The 16,760-nt window shown below is 61.7% G+C and carries 15 protein-coding genes; 11 read left to right on the top strand and 4 right to left on the bottom strand.

What is annotated here, in order from left to right; translation table 11 throughout:
* The first annotated feature begins 267 nt into the window (after positions 1-267).
* The 10 genes from BUC36_RS08765 to BUC36_RS08720 all read left to right on the top strand — a co-directional run bounded on the left by BUC36_RS08765 (position 268) and on the right by BUC36_RS08720 (position 10,002).
* Positions 268-1,296 carry an SDR family oxidoreductase gene (locus tag BUC36_RS08765; RefSeq protein ID WP_073273730.1) on the top strand — a complete coding sequence of 343 codons (1,029 nt, stop codon included), beginning with the start codon at positions 268-270 and terminating at the stop codon, positions 1,294-1,296.
* A gap of 293 nt (positions 1,297-1,589) precedes the next feature.
* A complete protein-coding gene (locus tag BUC36_RS08760; RefSeq protein WP_073273728.1) occupies positions 1,590-2,183 on the top strand; it encodes a DNA-3-methyladenine glycosylase I in 594 nt (197 codons plus the stop codon).
* A gap of 103 nt (positions 2,184-2,286) precedes the next feature.
* Positions 2,287-3,132, top strand: a complete 846-nt coding sequence (locus tag BUC36_RS08755) for a mechanosensitive ion channel family protein (RefSeq protein ID WP_073273726.1) — start codon at positions 2,287-2,289, stop codon at positions 3,130-3,132.
* Positions 3,125-3,628 carry an MgtC/SapB family protein gene (locus BUC36_RS08750; protein WP_073273723.1) on the top strand — a complete coding sequence of 168 codons (504 nt, stop codon included), beginning with the start codon at positions 3,125-3,127 and terminating at the stop codon, positions 3,626-3,628. Before BUC36_RS08755 ends, BUC36_RS08750 begins: the two co-directional genes overlap by 8 nt.
* Before the next feature lie 162 nt (positions 3,629-3,790).
* Entirely contained in the window at positions 3,791-5,683 is a 1,893-nt protein-coding gene (locus BUC36_RS08745) for a DUF885 domain-containing protein (protein ID WP_073273721.1), read from the top strand.
* A gap of 247 nt (positions 5,684-5,930) precedes the next feature.
* Positions 5,931-6,698 (top strand): hypothetical protein, encoded by a 768-nt coding sequence (locus BUC36_RS08740; protein ID WP_234994933.1) that lies wholly within the window; start codon positions 5,931-5,933, stop codon positions 6,696-6,698.
* A gap of 46 nt (positions 6,699-6,744) precedes the next feature.
* Positions 6,745-7,227 (top strand): GNAT family N-acetyltransferase, encoded by a 483-nt coding sequence (locus BUC36_RS08735; protein ID WP_073273719.1) that lies wholly within the window; start codon positions 6,745-6,747, stop codon positions 7,225-7,227.
* Between the two features lie 40 nt (positions 7,228-7,267).
* The gene (locus BUC36_RS08730; protein WP_073273717.1) at positions 7,268-8,029 is read left to right on the top strand and encodes a VIT1/CCC1 transporter family protein; all 762 of its coding nucleotides are present in this window, start codon (positions 7,268-7,270) and stop codon (positions 8,027-8,029) included.
* Between the two features lie 212 nt (positions 8,030-8,241).
* Positions 8,242-9,378 carry a thiolase family protein gene (locus BUC36_RS08725; RefSeq protein WP_073273715.1) on the top strand — a complete coding sequence of 379 codons (1,137 nt, stop codon included), beginning with the start codon at positions 8,242-8,244 and terminating at the stop codon, positions 9,376-9,378.
* A gap of 63 nt (positions 9,379-9,441) precedes the next feature.
* On the top strand, positions 9,442-10,002 hold the full coding sequence (locus tag BUC36_RS08720) for a TetR/AcrR family transcriptional regulator (protein ID WP_073273713.1): 561 nt from the start codon (positions 9,442-9,444) through the stop codon (positions 10,000-10,002).
* A gap of 314 nt (positions 10,003-10,316) precedes the next feature.
* On the opposite strand, the gene BUC36_RS08715 is transcribed toward BUC36_RS08720, so the two are convergent.
* The gene (locus tag BUC36_RS08715) at positions 10,317-11,399 is read right to left on the bottom strand and encodes a GGDEF domain-containing protein (RefSeq protein ID WP_073273709.1); all 1,083 of its coding nucleotides are present in this window, start codon (positions 11,397-11,399) and stop codon (positions 10,317-10,319) included.
* Between the two features lie 211 nt (positions 11,400-11,610).
* Here BUC36_RS08715 and BUC36_RS08710 point away from each other — a divergent pair, with 211 nt between their 5' ends.
* The gene (locus BUC36_RS08710) at positions 11,611-12,129 is read left to right on the top strand and encodes a macro domain-containing protein (protein WP_073273707.1); all 519 of its coding nucleotides are present in this window, start codon (positions 11,611-11,613) and stop codon (positions 12,127-12,129) included.
* A gap of 237 nt (positions 12,130-12,366) precedes the next feature.
* On the opposite strand, the gene typA is transcribed toward BUC36_RS08710, so the two are convergent.
* The 3 genes from typA to thiI all read right to left on the bottom strand — a co-directional run bounded on the left by typA (position 12,367) and on the right by thiI (position 16,592).
* Positions 12,367-14,175 carry a translational GTPase TypA gene (gene typA / locus BUC36_RS08705; protein ID WP_073273705.1) on the bottom strand — a complete coding sequence of 603 codons (1,809 nt, stop codon included), beginning with the start codon at positions 14,173-14,175 and terminating at the stop codon, positions 12,367-12,369.
* A gap of 271 nt (positions 14,176-14,446) precedes the next feature.
* Positions 14,447-14,821: a nucleoside diphosphate kinase regulator gene (gene rnk, locus BUC36_RS08700; protein ID WP_073273703.1), complete on the bottom strand. Its 375-nt coding sequence runs from the start codon at positions 14,819-14,821 to the stop codon at positions 14,447-14,449.
* 280 nt (positions 14,822-15,101) lie between these two features.
* Positions 15,102-16,592 carry a tRNA uracil 4-sulfurtransferase ThiI gene (thiI, locus tag BUC36_RS08695; RefSeq protein ID WP_073273701.1) on the bottom strand — a complete coding sequence of 497 codons (1,491 nt, stop codon included), beginning with the start codon at positions 16,590-16,592 and terminating at the stop codon, positions 15,102-15,104.
* Between the last annotated feature and the right edge of the window lie 168 nt (positions 16,593-16,760).

Here is a 16,760-nt window from a genome sequence, read left to right as displayed (position 1 = left end):
AACTGTGCTTCGTAGGGGGGAGGCGCGGTGGTGGTCTTGCGGGAAAAAACCTGATCGGTAACTATTTCCCACAAGACCACCACCGCGCCTTTTACACACGCTCTGACTTTTGCAGCTCCAATAAAGTTTCAAAAATCTATTCGAGTGGCACAGCGGTAGCCGGAGCAGAGGTAGCCCTTCGGAAAATAGTTACCGATCAGGTTTTTTTCCGAAGGGCTACCTCTGCTCCACCCCGGACTTGCCGAACAACAAGAAGAGAGCAAACAATTGAAATACGCATTCGTCACCGGCGGCACCGGCTTCCTCGGCGCCAACCTGATAGAGCAGCTGATCGGCGACGGCTGGCAGGTCACCGCCATGCACCGCCGCGGCTCCGATACGCAACTGCTGCGGCAGATGGGCGTGAAGCTGGTCGAGGCTTCCCTGACTGACGCGGGCTCATTGCGCGCGGCCATGCCGGAAAATGTCGATGCGGTATTTCACCTGGCGGCGAACACGAACATGTGGCGCGGCGGCAATGCGCAGCAGTGGCGAGACAATGTCGAGGGATCGGCGAATATCGCCAGGGTGGCGCGGGAGACCTTCGCCCGGAGTAAAACCGCCGGCCGCCTGATCGTCACCAGCTCTATTTCGGCCTACGGCTATCACCGCGAGCAGATTACCGAGGAGAGTCCGCAGCTGGCGGATGACCCGCGCTATCACTACCTGTACACCAAGAAACGGGCCGAGCAGGCGGTGCGCGAGGAAATCGGACGCGGCCTGGATGCGCTATTCCTGAATCCCTGTGCCATCGTCGGCAAGTACGATAGCGGCAACTGGGCGCAGACATTTTTTATGATTCAGAAAGGTCAGCTGCCGGGCGTGCCGCCGGGGCGCGGATCTTTCTGTCATGCCGGCGCGGTGGCGCGCGCGCATATCAATGCGTTTCATAAAGGGCGCCGCGGCGAAAACTATATTCTCGCCGGCACCGATGCCAGCTTCCTCGAGTTCTTCGGCAAGATCGCCGCGCTGCTGGAAAAACCGGTACCCAAACGCACGACGCCTGCGGTGGCGATTCGGACGGTCGGATGGCTATCCGATGCCCTGTCACGCTTTACCGGCCGCGAGCCGGTTATCACTCCGGAGAAAGCCGCGCTGATTACGCGGCGCGTGGTGGCGAGCAGTGCAAAGGCCGAGCGGGAACTCGGTTATGATTCCGCTACCGATCTGGATGCCATGTTGCGCGAATGCCGCGACTGGCTGATCGAACAGAAACTGCTGGATAAGCCGGCAGGCGCGATTAAGGAGAGCGTGTGAACCGCAATAATATCGTTTTCGTGTTGGTCGCGTTGTTGCTGGTGCTGCAACTGATACAACACTATTTCTTTACCGGCGCTCAATAGCGTCTCCATGTAGGAGCCTGTTTGCCGGCGAAAACTGTCGGCGCCTTTTTCAGGCCGGGTTTCTCGCCTGGCAGATTTCTGCTCCTGCAAAATCTGCATTTCCGCCCTCCATGGCGGTCACAGCAGGCTCCTACAGGGTGGTTGTGCCAACCATCATGGGAAAACATAGGGCACAGTAGGATGGGCAAAGGGCAGGGGTGAATAACCATGCAGGACAAACGCTGCGGCTGGTGTCTCAGTACACCGCTGTACCAGACATATCACGATGAGGAGTGGGGGCGACCGGTTACCGACGACGCTACCCTGTTCGAATTTTTGATTCTCGAGGGAGCGCAGGCCGGGCTGTCGTGGATCACCGTGCTGAACAAACGCGAGAATTACCGCCGGCTGTTCGACCAGTTCGACCCGGAAAAGATCGCCCGCTATACGCCGAGAAAAATAGAAAAGCTGTTGCTGGACCCGGGCATTATCCGCAACCGCCTGAAGGTGGAGGCGGCGGTCAAGAATGCCCGCGCGACGCTGGCACTGCGGGATAGCGGGACCAGCCTGGGGGAATTCCTGTGGCAATTTACCGATGGCCGCGTACTGGTCAATCGCCGTCGCAGCCTCAAGCAGGTGCCGGCCAGCACGCCCGCCTCCGACGCGATGAGCAAGGCACTGAAAAAAGTGGGTTTCAGTTTTGTCGGTTCCACCATCATGTACGCGCATATGCAGGCAACCGGCATGGTCAACGACCACCTGGTGACCTGCCCCGCCCACGCCGAGTGTGAGGCGGAGGCCGCGCGCCGGGGGCTGCTCTGACGCGGCCGCTCGTCGACGCAGCTGGTCGGTGAAGGCCGCCGGCTTTTGCCGTATGCTGCGACCATTGGCCCTTTGCGGACATCACTGAGAGGAGAGCTGTGCAATGGATTTCAATCAACTGCTGGAGCAGTATGCCCCCCAGCTGATGGCGCTGGCCTTCAAGGTCGGGGTGTCCATCGCGATCCTGATCGTTACCTGGATTGCCGCCGGGCTCGCCCGCCGCGCCGTCGGCCGCCTGTCGTCGAAACTCGACGCCACCCTGATCCCGGTGCTCAGCAATATCGTCGTCTGGGGTGTCTATATCGTCGGCCTGCTGGTGATACTGGACCGCTTTGGCGTCAACACCACCAGCCTGGTGGCGCTGCTCGGTGCCGCGGGTATCGCCGTGGGCCTGGCCCTGAAGGACACGCTGCAGAATATCGCCGCCGGCTTTATCCTGCTCGGACTGCGTCCCTTCCGCGTCGGCGAGCTGATTCAATTCGGTGACACCATGGGTACCGTGGTCGAGGTGGGCCTCTTCACCACCCAGCTGGACACCGTGGACGGCCTGCGGATTTCCGCCCCCAACAGCAATGTGTGGGGCCAGAACCTGATCAATTTCAGCCGCAACGCCACCCGCCGCCTCGAGATTATCGCCAGTATCGCCTACGGCGACGATATCGAGACCGGCATGGCGGTGTTGCGCCGCCTGGTGGCGGAGGAGCCGCGTATCCTGCCGGAGCCGGAACCCGCCTACGCGGTGCGGGCACTGGCCGATAGCTCCGTGAACCTGCACCTGCGCGCCTGGGCGCGCAACGATGAGTACTGGGATATCTACTGGGGCATGATGAAAAAACTGAAGCCGGCGCTGGAGGCCGAGGGGCTCACCATTCCCTTCCCGCAGCGGGAGCTGCATATCGTCAGCCAGCCGGAAGGCAAGAAGGTCCTCGAGAAACTGCAGAATGAATGACTTGCTCACCGTCGCGCCGCTGACCTGGAGCGGTATTATCACCGCCATGCTGTGCGCAGGGGCCATCGGCTTCGAGCGCCAGTTGCGCGGCAAGCCGGTCGGTATTCGCACCTCGATCCTGATCGTGCTCGGCACCTATGCGTTCACCGCGCTGGCGGTTTCCATCGGCGGTAACGCCGACCGCGCGCGAGTTTTGGGGCAGGTTATTACCGGGATCGGTTTCCTCGGTGCCGGCGTCATGCTGGCCCGCGACGGCGTCGTAGTGGGGGTGACCTCCGCGGCCACCATCTGGGTGCAGGCGGCGATCGGCACGCTGATCGGTTTCGGCGTGCCCGGCACGGCGATAACCCTGGCATTCCTGGTGGTCTTCGTACTGCTGGGCGTCGATGTCCTGGAGAACTATTCCTCCCTGCTGACCCGCGGTGTGCACGCGCGCTACAAGCGCTGGCGCCGGCGGCGCGCGTTGGTGAATCCGGCCGATCCCGGTTCCGGCTAGGTTCCCGTCAAACCTTTCGTTGAAATACCCGTCTCGCCGTTCCGTCGATTCGGCGCAAAGGCGCAGTGCCCTGCGGGCGGGTTAATCGACACCTCGCCGTTTTCATGTCAAAGTAACCGGCGTTTTTTTTGCACAAATTTTGATCTGGCCACGAAGATTCCAATGAAAAAACTGTACAACCCCCTTATCCCCAGCCTGCTGGCCCTCGCCATCCTGGGCGGCTGTCAGCGCGACGAAGCCACCGAAGCCAGCGCCAGTGCGCAGCAGGCGCAAAATGCCGCCGCCACTGAAACCGCTGCCGCGACGGATCCGGCCGCCGAAACCCAGCGCCTGACCGAGTGGTTCGACGAGCGCTACGAAGAGCAGCTGCAGTTCAGCCCGATTCAGCTGAGCTACCTGGGCCGCAAGGAACTCTACGACCAGATCGACGACATGAGCGAGGCCGAGGAGGCCCGCCAGCTGGCCTGGCAGGCGAAGACCGTCGACGACCTGAAGGCAAACTTCGACTACGACAAGCTCACCACTGCTGGCAAGGAATCCTACGACCTGTGGATCTTCCAGTACGAGCAGGCCAAGGCCGCGGAGCCGTTCAAGCGTCACTCCTACTTCGCCGGTGAGCTGGGTGGCCCGGAGGCGTCCCTGCCCAATTTCCTGATCAATATTCACAAGGTGGATTCCGTCGAGGATATGCAGGCGTACATCGCCCGTATCGATGGTGTCAGCCGCGCCCTGGGGCAGCTGCTCGAGCGCGCCCAACTCTCCGCTAAAGACGGCATCCGCCCGCCGCGTTTCGCTTACGACCTGGCCATCGAGCGCGCGCAGAAAGTCTCCAGCGGTGCGCCGTTCACGGGTGAGGGCGATGCCCCGCTCTACTCCGATGCCAAGGGCAAGATCGAAGCGCTGAAAAAAGCCGACAAGATCGATGCGGAAACCGCCGCGCAGCTGCAAACCAAGGTGGAAAAGAGCCTGAAGGAAAACTTCAAGCCGGCCTTCGACGCCTACATCGCCTGGCTGCAGGAAGACCGTGTGAATGCCAGCGAGGAGCCGAAGGGCGCCTCGACCCTGCCGAACGGCGAGGCCTTCTACAACAACCGCCTGGCCAACTACACCACTCTCGACCTGACTGCCGATCAGGTGCACCAGATCGGCCTGGATGAAGTGGCGCGTATCCGCAAGGAGATGGAGGGCATCAAGGAGCAGGTGGGCTTCGACGGCGACCTGCCGGAATTCTTCACCTTCATTCGCGAAGACGACCAGTTCTACTACCCGAACACCGATGAGGGCCGTGAAGGCTACCTGGCCGAGACGCGCGGCTTCCTCGCCGATATCGAGAAGAAGCTGCCGGAATACTTCGGCATCCTGCCGAAGGCCAAGCTGGTAGTGAAGCGCGTCGAGCCCTTCCGCGAAGTTCCCGGCGGCGCCCAGCACTACCAATCCGGCACGCCGGACGGCTCGCGCCCGGGTACCTACTACGTGCATATGTCTGACATGAGTGCCCTGTCCACTACCGACATGGAGACCGTGACCTATCACGAGGGCAGCCCCGGCCACCATATGCAGATCTCCATCGCCCAGGAGCTGGAGGACATCCCGCAGTTCCGCACCCAGGCGCACTTCACGCCCTACATCGAGGGCTGGGCGCTCTACTCGGAAAAACTCTCCAAGGAGATGGGCCAGTTCCAGGATCCCTACAAGGATTTCGGCCGCCTGACCGCCGAAATGTGGCGCGCCATCCGCCTGGTAGTCGACACCGGCATGCACTCCAAGGGCTGGACCCAGGATCAGGCGGTGGAGTACTTCCTGGACAACTCCGCGATCCCGGAGAGCGCCGTGCGCTCCGAGGTGCGTCGTTACCTGACCCTGCCGGGCCAGGCCACTTCGTACAAGATCGGTATGAACAAGATCCTCGAACTGCGTGACCAGGCTAAGGAAGCCCTCGGTGACAAGTTCGATATCCGCGGTTTCCACGACACCGTGCTGGGCGGCGGCGCGCTGCCGCTGCCGATGCTCGAGGCGCGTGTGAATCGTTGGGTTGAAGAGGTGAAGGCCTCTTAATCCGCTGCAGTGGAATTACCCAATGTAAAGGCCGGGCATTGCCCGGCCTTTTTTATTGGCCGCTGGAGCGGTCGCACACCTATGGCAATTCCCCGCCGTCCAAGTTAGCTTTGGCGTACCTCAGGGCCTTATGCACAGGCCCAATAAGCGACATTATGAAAATAACCCGGGGGAATCCTGTAAACACCGGTATCTACCGGGCACCGCCGGCGGCCCCGTTTCCCCTGACTCGATAAAGGAAAGAGCCTTGAGACCGATTACTCGATTTTTCACTCTGCTATTGCTCCTGATAACGCCATTGCCGTTGCTGGCAAAGGATATCCCCACCGATATCGTCGTGCGTGCCAAGGCCAAGGACGCCAAATTTATCGGCACCTCCATCGGCGGCGCCATGGTGCGCATTCGCGAGGCGGACAGCGGCCGCATTCTGGCGGAGGGTTTGACCCGGGGCAGTACCGGCAACACCGAAATCATTATGGAAAAGCCCCACAGCCGTTATGGCTCCATTACCGAGGGCGCAGCCAAGTTCGAGGCTACACTCGATATCAGCGAGCCGGTTTTCCTCACCGTCGAGGTAGTGGCGCCCTATATCAAGAAACAGGCGCGCGTACTGGCACAGACACAGACCTGGCTGGTACCGGGCAAGCCGATCGCCGGCGACGGGGTCGTCGTCGAGATACCGGGTATGGTGGTGGACCTGCTGAGCCCGCAGACACATTTCTACGCGACCGCGGACAAGGGCCCATTTGAGATACGCGCCAACGTGGTGATGATGTGCGGCTGCCCGCTAACCGATGGCGGCCTGTGGGACGGCAGCCAGCTGGAGGTGGCGGCCATCGTCAAGAAGGACGGCCAGGCGTTCAAGACCCTGCCACTCAAGATGCAGGAAACCATGAATACCTTCAGTACCAAGCTGGAGACTTCGGCGCCGGGCGTCTATGAGATTCTCGTCTACGCCTACGACCCGAAGACCGGCAACACCGGTGTCGACCGAGGTAGCTTTATCGTCAAATAACGCGCCGCGCCCCTATCCCATCGAGAGCCGCGGACTGGAGTAAACCATGCACATCCGCGAAGCCGTGGAAGAGGATCTGGAGTCCATGTGGGGCATTTTTCGCGCGGTACGCGCCGATGGCGACCTGCCCTTTTCCGGCGCGATCGATCGGGATGCATTCCACTGCCAGTGGTTTGGTGGAGACCTGCTGACTTATGTGGCCGAAGAGGGGCCACACCAGCTGGGGATATACAAACTCGGAGTTAACTACCCCGGCCTCGCTCACCACATTTGTGCTGCAACCTATCTGGTGCGCCCCGAAGTGCGCGATCGAGGCGTCGGACGCGCACTGGTGCAGCACAGCATTGCCCGCGCGCAGGACGCGGATTTCCTCGAAATGCAGTTTAACTATGTGCCCGGTAACAATGTGGCTGCCGTAACGCTGTATCAGGAATTGGGCTTCACCATCATAGATACCCTGCCCAAGACATGCCTTGATCCACAGCGCGGGTTGGAAGACGTCTATGTGATGCAGCGTTTTCTGCAGTAGCGCTCTACTCCAAAAGAGTGGACTGACGAAAGGACTGGCGATGGCAGAACAGCGCAGGAAGGACCTGCTCGACGAGCACCGGCCGGAAAATATTGCCCGGCGCCTGCAGCAGCAGCCGAAATCGCAGAAGGTTTCCGACTTTGTACTGGGTGCAATCGACGGCTGTGTGACGACCTTCGCAGTGGTATCGGGTGCCTTCGGCGCCGGTTTTTCTCCGCTGGTAGTGCTGGTGCTGGGTTTCGCCAACCTGATCGCCGACGGTTTCAGCATGGCAGTCAGCAACTATGAAGCGGTCAACGCCGAGCGCGAATACCGGGAGCTGGCCCGGCGCACCGAGGAGCGCCATATCGAGCTGGTGCCGGAAGGGGAGCGCGAGGAGATCCGGCAGATTTTTGCCAACAAGGGCTTTGGTGGCGAAACACTGGAAAAAATCGTCGCCACCATCACTGCCAATCGCCAGCTGTGGGTGGAGACGATGCTCACTGAGGAGTACGGCCTCAACAGCACCCGCTACAGCCCGGTGACCTCGGCATTGGTCACCTTTGCCGCCTTTATCGCTGTCGGCGCCATTCCGTTGCTGCCCTTCCTGATGCCATTTCTGGCGCAGCAGACACAGTTTGTCGCCAGTACTGTTCTCGCCGCCCTGATGTTCCTGTGCATCGGTATGCTGAAGAGCCTGGTGTACTCGCAGCCGATCCTGCGCGCGGGTTTCAGTACTCTGCTGCTCGGCGGTGGCGCCGCGTCACTGGCTTACGTGACCGGTTACCTGTTGCGGCAACTGTTTGGCATCGACGCCGCCTGACACGGTGATTCGGCATGCGCGCCGCACAGCTGGCCGGCGCCTATCCATAGATCAAGCACCTCGCGACCGCCCGGGCGTGAAAAGCCGGAGATAACGCTGGTGAATCATTAAATGATGACTATAATCCAAATGTGTGTATGATGGTTGTAATCTAATGGCCGGCATTACAGGGATTTGTCGGCCGCCTGTGTACTTACCAGAGAGTCGATGCCATGCAATCTATCGTTATCGCGGGTTACAAACGCTCACCGTTTCACTTCGCCCGCAAGGGTGCGCTGGTCGATGTGCGCCCGGACGACCTGGCCGCGCAGGTACTGCGCGGGCTGGTGGAATCCCTGGACGTGAACCCCGCGGAAATCGAGGACGTGATCATGGGTTGCGCCTATCCCGAGGCGGAGCAGGGCATGAACGTCGCGCGCATCGCCAGCTTCCGTGCCGGCTTTCCCCAGCACCTCGGCGGTATCACCATCAACCGTTTCTGCGGTTCCTCCATGAGCGCGGTGCACTATGCGTATGGGCAAATCGCCGCGGGTGCCGGCGAGGCGTTTATCTGTGCCGGCGTCGAGTCGATGACGCGGGTGCCGATGGGTGGCTTCAATGTCTCGCCAAACCCGGAGCTGCTGGAGACCTTTCCGCAGGTCTACATGTCTATGGGGCACACCGCCGAACAGGTGGCGGAGCGCTACGGCGTCAGTCGTGGCGAGCAGGAGGCGTTTGCGGTGGAGTCCCACGCCAAGGCGGCCAGCGCCCGTGAGCAGGGCCTGCTCGCCGCGGAAATCACCGCGGTGGAAACGCCCAGCGGGCCGGTCTCCGAGGACGGCTGCATACGCCCCGGCACCAATAGCGAAGCCCTGGCGCAACTGAAGCCGGCATTCGACGGCACCGTTACCGCGGGTACCGCCTCGCCGCTGACCGACGGCGCTGCCGCGCTGCTGGTGTGTACAGAGTCGTTCGCTCGCAGCCGCGGCCTGGCAATACTCGCTCGTATCAGGGCGGTGGCGGTGGCCGGCTGCGCGCCGGAGATCATGGGCATGGGGCCGGTGTATGCAACGCGCAAACTGCTCGAGCGCGCCGGCCTGAGCATCGCCGATATCGACTTGATGGAAATCAACGAGGCCTTCGCCAGCCAGTCCATCGCCTGCGTGCGGGAGTTGGGGGTGGAGATGGACAGAGTGAACCTGCATGGCGGTGCCACCGCCCTCGGACACCCGCTTGGTGCTACCGGCGCGCGCATTACCGGCAAGGCGGCGGCACTGCTGCGCAACAGCGGTGAGCGCTATGCGGTAGCCACCCAGTGCATCGCCGGCGGCCAGGGCGTCGCGACCCTGCTGGAGCGGGTGGAGCCATAAGCGCAATTTTTCCACGGCGGATTTGACGTTAAGATGATAGGTAACATCTGAAGCGAGAGAGTTATGCGCTATTCCAAAGAGCACAAGGCCCGGACCCGCGAGCGTATCGTCGACGAGGCATCGCGGCGCTTTCGTCGCGACGGCATCGGCGCTACCGGGCTGCAGACGTTGATGAAGGCGCTGGGCCTGACGCACGGCGGCTTCTACGCGCACTTCAAGTCCAAGGACGACCTGGTGGAAACCGCATTGCAACACGCGGTGCAGGAGCGCAACGATGCCGTGGATGAGTACATGGCGAGCGACGAGCCGCTGCAGACCCTGATCGCGCAGTATCTCTCTGCCGCGCACCGCAAACACGCCGAGCAGGGCTGCCCGCTGCCGACCATGGCCGCGGAACTGGGCCAGCGCGGTGAGCCCAGTGCCACCACGGATCAACTGGTAAAGACGCGCCTGGAGCAGATCGCCGCCGGCCTCGGCGGCGACGATGCCGACGAGCGCAGCGTACTGGTGCTGGCGGCGATGGTCGGTGCCCTGCAATTGTCGCGCAGCGTGAAGAGCAAGCGCTTGTCCGATCGGTTCCTCAAGACCACCGGCCAGTTACTGGACGAAATGGTCGAACACTAGTGGTTTAAGCGGTAAATGCGGTAAATAAAGCTTACAGCCACAGGCTCCAGGGCAAGGCGAAAAAGCGCAGGACTAGCAGGGCTAATTCAAACTTTTTCAACGCAGCACAGGGGCTTGTGGCGAAGAGATCGGTTACGGAATTTACCGCTTAAACCACTAGTTTAGGATGTCCCATCCTGATGCCGGCATTTGCCGGCTTTTTTTGTTGCTATTTTCGGTTTTTTTACCCACGTTGCTCCGCGTGCCGGCACTTTTGGTGTCGGTAAGTCCAGTTTGCTGGCGCTGCCGACAGCGCCGAGCGCTGGAATTTGGGGCTAAACGGCCATCACCTTATTGCGTCCGGCATCCTTGGCGCGGTACATGCGCGCATCGGCTTCTGCCAGCAGTTGGCCGTGAGTGGCACAGGTCGGATCACCCTCGGCGACGCCGAAGCTGATGGAAATCGTTACCGGCGGATCGTATTTGCCGCTCAGGGCTTCGACCTTGTCGCGCAGCTTTTCCGCCAGTATGCCGCCGCCGTGCAGGTCGGTGTTTGGCAGCAGTACCAGGAATTCCTCGCCACCCCAGCGCGCCACTATGTCGTCGGCGCGCGTGTTATCCCGCAATACCTGCGCCACGTCCTGCAATACCCGGTCGCCGAAGGCGTGGCCATAGGTGTCATTGATGCGTTTAAAGTTGTCCAGATCGCCGATCAGTACCGCGTAGCGACCCTCCAGGTGGCGGTTGCGGCGCTCGAGTTCGTTGATCGCGCGGTAGGCCTCGCGGCGGTTGGCGAGGCCGGTGAGGGCATCGGTGGAGGCGCGGCTTTCCAGTTCCTGGGTCAGCCGCTGCAGCAGTTGCTGGGTCTGGTGGCGACTGCTGTCCAGCAGTGCGGTGAGCGCGGTGAGCGCGCCGAACACGGCGATGAATCGCGCGCGGTAGGCAGTGTCGTATTCGGCGGTGAGCCCGGGAAAGTCCGGATAGAAGAGGATCAGGGCGGTGGCGCTACCGACTGCGATCAGGGTCCCAGTGCCGCGCTTGTAGCCGTAGAGATTAATGAAACCGGGCACCAGCATCACCGCCCACATCAGGCCGGTATTGTTTACACCACCGGACAGCAGCAGGTAAAAATACAGTACCAGTAACAGAATGCCGACGAGCACCGGAGTCATCCTGCTCGGGCCGATCAGGTTGATGGTGATGTAGGCGGCCAAAATGACGCCGCCGACACCGAACAGCGCGCTGGCCTGCCAGATGTCACCGCCGGTCAGTGCGATGAGCGCCATGGCGCCGGTAATCGCCATCGCGAAGATCAGCATGTAGCCGGAAGCCTGGACGCGGCGGCGGAGTTCGAGTTGGTGCGCCTCTTCGATGGGGTCGCGAAAAGCCAGGTTCTGGTGGTCGTACCCTGAAGTCATGGGGCTCCCTGTCATTGTGCGGACCACTTACTTCCGTCTGGCCCGGAGCCGTGCCTGGGGCACGGCCGCATTTTCTGTTTCATGCTCCGCCTCTGCAGGCGCGGTTCAACAAGCCGCCACAGAAAGGGATAGCCAAGCAGTATATTGTGATTAGCCCGACCACCAAAGGTCGGGACTAAAGTATCAATGAACCAAAGTGTGAATTTGAGAAGTGGCACAAATTGAACTGACATGCGGCGATATCCTCGCCCTGCGCGCTGACGCACTGGTGTGCCCTGCGCACAAGCACCTGATACGCGGGCGCGGCCTGTCGGCACAGGTGTACGATCGCGGCGGCGCCGCGCTGGCGGCGGCCTGCGAGCAGCAGCCGGAATGCGCCGTGGGCGAGGCCAGGCTCACCCGCGCCTACAGCCTGCCGGTGAAATACCTGCTGCACACGGTGACGCCCCAGTGGAGCAGCGGCGACCAGTGGGGTGCCCAGGCGCTGGTGGAACTGCGACGCTGCTATGAGAGTGTGCTGTCGCTGGCATTGCAAAACAGGCTCAAGACCCTGTTGTTCCCGGCCCTGGGCGCCGGCACCAACCGCTTCCCCCACGAGATAGCCGCACACCAGGCGCTGGAAGTGCTGCTGGAACACGTCGGGGAATTCGACAAGCTGACCGTCTGCCTGCACACGCCGACGGCGCTGGCTGAATGGCGGCGGGTGGGGAAGCGGTTCTTCGGCGGTTAAGCGGCCCGCAGTCCTGACGGGATAGGGGATTTAGATTTCTGTGATAACTGAAAAGCGCAGCGGTAGCCGTTGGGCAAATAGTTACCGATCAGGTTTTTTGCCCAACGGCTACCGCTGCGCGTTTCACTACGAAGTGCCATCTGATGCGATGCGCCGTAACGGGCCGATTGCGCACTGCTGCCGCGAACGGAAATAAAAAAGGCGGGCCAAAGCCCGCCTTTCTCTTTCTGCCAGCGCTTACTTCTTGGCGCGCTTGCGCATGTTCTCCTGCAGGATCTTCTTGCGCAGGCGGATGTGGTTCGGAGTCACTTCCACCAGCTCGTCGTCCTCGATGAACTCCAGCGCCTGCTCCAGGGTGTGGCGGATCGGCGGGGTCAGGGTCAGGGCCTCGTCGGTGCCGGCGGCGCGGATGTTGGTCAGCTGCTTGGCCTTGGTGGGGTTTACCACCAGGTCGTTGCCGCGGGAGTGAATACCCACTATCTGGCCCTCGTAGATGTCTTCGCCGTGGCCCAGGAACAGGCGACCGCGATCCTGCAGCGCGAAGAGCGCGTAGGCCAGGGTCTTGCCGTTGACCATGCTGACCAGTACGCCGTTGATGCGCTTGGCCACGTCACCTTCTTTTACCGGACCGTAGTGGTCGAAGATGCTGGTCATGATGCCGGAGCCGCTGGTCAGGGTCAGGAACTGGTTGCGGAAGCCGATCATGCCGCGGGACGGCACGATAAACGTCAGGCGCACACGGCCCTTGCCGTCCGGTTCCATATTGGTCAGCTCGGCCTTGCGCAGGCCCAGCTCTTCCATGATCGAACCCTGGTGCTGCTCCTCGACGTCGATCACCACCTGCTCGTAGGGTTCCTGGATTTCGCCGTCGACTTCTTTCTGCACCACTTCCGGGCGGGATACGCCCAGTTCGAAACCTTCGCGACGCATGTTTTCGATCAAAACGGAAAGATGCAGCTCGCCGCGGCCGGAAACCTTGAATTTATCCGGAGAATCGCCCTGCTCCACACGCAGCGCCACGTTGTGAATCAGCTCCTGATCCAGGCGCTCCTTGATGTTGCGGCTGGTGACGAACTTGCCGTCTTTGCCGGCAAACGGTGAATCGTTGACCTGGAAGGTCATGCTCACGGTGGGTTCGTCCACGGTCAGCGCTGGCAGCACCTCCGGGTGGTCCGGGTCGCACAGGGTGTCGGAAATGTTCAGCTCACCCACACCGGTGATACAGACGATATCGCCGGCGCTGGCCTGCTCCACTTCCACGCGCTCCAGGCCCAGGTAACCCATAACCTGCAGCACCTTGGCTTTGCGCTTGTTTTCCTCGCGGTCGAGGATCACCACCTGCTGGTTCGGCTTCAGAATGCCGCGGGTGATGCGGCCGACGCCGATCACGCCGACGTAGCTGTTGTAGTCCAGCGCGGAAATCTGCATCTGGAAGGGGCCGTCCAGGTCCACTTTCGGCGGCTCGACCTTGTCGACGATCATCTGGAACAGCGGCGTCATGTCTTCCGCCATATCGGTATCGTCGAGGCCGGCGATGCCGTTCAGGGCGGAGGCGTAGACCACCGGGAAGTCCAGCTGCTCGTCGGTGGCGCCGAGGCTGTCGAACAGGTCGAATACCTGGTCCATCACCCAGTCCGGGCGCGCGCCCGGGCGGTCGATCTTGTTGATGACCACGATCGGGTTGAGGCCCTGCTCGAACGCCTTCTGGGTCACGAAGCGGGTCTGCGGCATCGGGCCGTCCACCGCGTCTACCAGCAGCAGCACCGAGTCCACCATGGACAGCACGCGCTCCACCTCGCCGCCGAAGTCGGCGTGCCCTGGGGTGTCGACGATATTGATGCGGTAGTCGTTCCAGCGGATGGCGGTGTTCTTGGCCAGAATGGTGATACCGCGCTCCCGCTCCTGGTCGTTGGAGTCCATGATCCGCTCGGCGCCCTGGTCGCGGCGGTCGAGGGTGCCGGACTGGGACAGCAGTTTGTCCACCAGGGTGGTCTTGCCATGGTCTACGTGGGCGATGATCGCAATATTGCGCAAATTCTCTATCACAGGGTGCCTCTGGGCGTTAACGCGTGAAATGGTGTGGGGCGGGGGCTTAGGACCTGTCACCAGGCCCAGACAGCGGAGGTCCGGCCAAAGGCGGCGATTATAGTGGCGAAGCGTGACAATTGGGAGCGAATTTGGTGGAAATTTGTGCGATTCCGCCGCGGGATTGAAATTGCAGATTTCGCCATTCGGGTGGATGCCGGCATCCACCCGAATGGCGTGCACACCCGAAATGCCGGGACTGGCGCCTTTTCGGGCCGAGCGCTGTGGGTATTTAGGCTTCGACGGTATTCAGCTGCAGCCGCAGCCGCTTGCCGGCCAGCGGCCACTCGATACTGTCGCCGACTTTCAGGCCGAGCAGCGCTGCGCCGGCGGGGCTCAACAGGGAGACACACTGGTCTCCGCTCATATCCGCGGGCATTACCAGTTTCAGGTGGTAAACCTTGCCGGATGCCTCATTGGTAAAGCGCGCCTTGCTGTTGAGCCTTACCACATCGTCGGGCATTGCCTGTTTTTCGAGGATTTGCGCCCGATCCAGTTCATCGTAAAGGCCCTCGGCTACCTCGTCGTGCGCGGGCATGTTGTCCAGCAGGTTGTAGATCTTGTCGCGATCCTCGCGAGAGACCGTAATGGGGGGCAGTGTAGACATGACTTCTCCAGTGGAAAGTGGCGTCAATCGGGTTTCGATAGAGTTTCGGGGAGCGCAGCGGGCGGGGGTGCCGGGTTCCCGCGCGCGAATGGAAACCCGGCCTAAGTCTGCAAGGCGGCAGACGGCGCACGCCCGGAGGGGCGTGTGCGCGCGGTGTGGCTCAGGGCCGTTGCGGCTGGAGAAAAGTGGGCGGTCATGAGGCAACCATAACACTTATGCGCGCGGTTGCCAGTTGCGATGGTTGCCAGGCGCTATTTCGGGCGCGCGCAGGGTTGGCGGATCAGGCTTGTGTATCTTCCGGTGACGCGGCGTTGCGTTTCTGTGGCCGGTATACGCCCACGTTGCGGTAGCCCTCGTCCAGCAGGTGGGACGCGTGCAGCTTGCTCATGACGCCGCGGGCGCAGTACAGCAGGTAGTGGCGCTCCTGATCCAGCTTGGCGAAGGCGTTGTTGAGGCGGTAGAAGGGAATGGCCTCCACCGGTTTGCCCTCGAGCTCCAGCGGATCAATCTCCTCTTCGTCGGGGTGGCGGATGTCGATGACCACGGCATCGCCGGGCTCATCGCGGATTTCCACGTCCGGTACCTCGCCGTTCACCTCCTCGATCACCTCGTCGATATTCTGCATGACGCGGTTGCCGATGGCGCGGTCGAGGACGGTGAAGTCGAAGCGATTCTCCTCCTTCTCCACTTTCTCGATCTTGGCGCGGGTGGTCGGCTTCACCGAGATCACGCCGCAGTACTCGGGCATATTCGCGGCGAACTCCTCGGTGCCGATTTCCCGCGCGGTGCGGATGATGTCGGTCTTGTCGCTGGTGATCAGCGGGCGCAGCACCAGGGTGTCGGTGACGCTGTCGATCACCGCCAGGTTTTTCAGCGTCTGGCTGGACACCTGGGCGATGGCCTCGCCGGTCACCACCGCGTCCACTTCCACCTCGTTGGCGATCACGGTGGCGGCGCGCAGCATCATGCGCTTCAGGACCACGCCCATATAGGAGTCGTCGACGTTCTCCAGGATCTCGGCCACAACCTCGTCGAAGGGCACGGTGATAAAGCGCACCCGGTGTGAGGCGGCGTACTTGTTCCACAGGTAGTAGGCCACCTCCTTGACGCCCAGTTCGTGCTGGCGGCCGCCCAGGTTGAAGAACAGGTAGTGGGTGCGGATGCCGCGCTTGATCGTCAGGTAGCTGGCCACGGTGGAATCGAAGCCGCCGGATACCAGCGACAGCACCGGATCCTGGGTGCCGAGCGGGAAGCCGCCGAGGCCCGGGTGCTGCGCCTCTATCACGTACAGCTTGTCGTGGCGGATCTCCAGCTTCACGGTAATGTCCGGATTCTTGAGCTTTACGCCGGCGGCGTCGGTATTAGTGTTCAGGCCGCCGCCCACATACTGCTCCACATCCAGGGACTTGAAGTCGTGCTGGCCGGTGCGCTTGGCGCGCACGCAGAAGGTCTTGCAGGCGAGGTGTTCGCCCCACACCGACAGGGTTTTCTCATAGATGTCGTGCAGATCGCCGAGGGGGAACTGGCACACGCGGGCGAAGTTGGCGATCCCCGGCGTGTGAGAGAGCACTTCCTCGATGCGCTGCCGCAGGTGGGCGACCGCATCCGGCGCGACCACATCGATCTTTTCCCAGTCCTTGCGCACCACGATGCGATCGTCCAGCTGTTTCAGCAGGCGCTGCAGGTTGTCCTTGAGCTGGCGCGACATGCGCTTGCGCACCGGGTTGCTCTTGATGGTGATCTCTGGAAAAAATTTGACGACAAAGTGCATGGGGATCCGTGGGGTACCGCGAATTGATAGGAGGTGCGGCATTATAAGCTAGTGAGCCCCCGCCGAGCACAACTTGCTTGCGCACCGCATTCGTGCACGGGCGCCCAAATGCGCGCCATTTTGGTGCGCCCGTGGGTGGCTGACCCGCCACATTGCATCTATTCTGCT

The sequence above is a fragment of the Microbulbifer donghaiensis genome, from assembly GCF_900129095.1.
GTDB classification, from domain to species: Bacteria; Pseudomonadota; Gammaproteobacteria; order Pseudomonadales; family Cellvibrionaceae; genus Microbulbifer; species Microbulbifer donghaiensis.
Note: the sequence above shows the minus strand (reverse complement) of the source record. Positions and strands in the feature narration are given on the sequence as shown.

Excerpts from the sequence above, each read along its gene's own strand:
- BUC36_RS08735 (WP_073273719.1), top strand. The coding sequence starts at position 6,745 with ATGCACATCCGCGAAGCCGTGGAAGAGGATCTGGAGTCCATGTGGGGC.
- BUC36_RS08760 (WP_073273728.1), top strand. The coding sequence starts at position 1,590 with ATGCAGGACAAACGCTGCGGCTGGTGTCTCAGTACACCGCTGTACCAG.
- BUC36_RS08745 (WP_073273721.1), top strand. The coding sequence starts at position 3,791 with ATGAAAAAACTGTACAACCCCCTTATCCCCAGCCTGCTGGCCCTCGCC.
- rnk (WP_073273703.1), bottom strand. The coding sequence starts at position 14,821 with ATGTCTACACTGCCCCCCATTACGGTCTCTCGCGAGGATCGCGACAAG.
- thiI (WP_073273701.1), bottom strand. The coding sequence starts at position 16,592 with ATGCACTTTGTCGTCAAATTTTTTCCAGAGATCACCATCAAGAGCAAC.
- BUC36_RS08755 (WP_073273726.1), top strand. The coding sequence starts at position 2,287 with ATGGATTTCAATCAACTGCTGGAGCAGTATGCCCCCCAGCTGATGGCG.
- BUC36_RS08715 (WP_073273709.1), bottom strand. The coding sequence starts at position 11,399 with ATGACTTCAGGGTACGACCACCAGAACCTGGCTTTTCGCGACCCCATC.
- BUC36_RS08750 (WP_073273723.1), top strand. The coding sequence starts at position 3,125 with ATGAATGACTTGCTCACCGTCGCGCCGCTGACCTGGAGCGGTATTATC.
- BUC36_RS08725 (WP_073273715.1), top strand. The coding sequence starts at position 8,242 with ATGCAATCTATCGTTATCGCGGGTTACAAACGCTCACCGTTTCACTTC.
- BUC36_RS08720 (WP_073273713.1), top strand. The coding sequence starts at position 9,442 with ATGCGCTATTCCAAAGAGCACAAGGCCCGGACCCGCGAGCGTATCGTC.
- BUC36_RS08730 (WP_073273717.1), top strand. The coding sequence starts at position 7,268 with ATGGCAGAACAGCGCAGGAAGGACCTGCTCGACGAGCACCGGCCGGAA.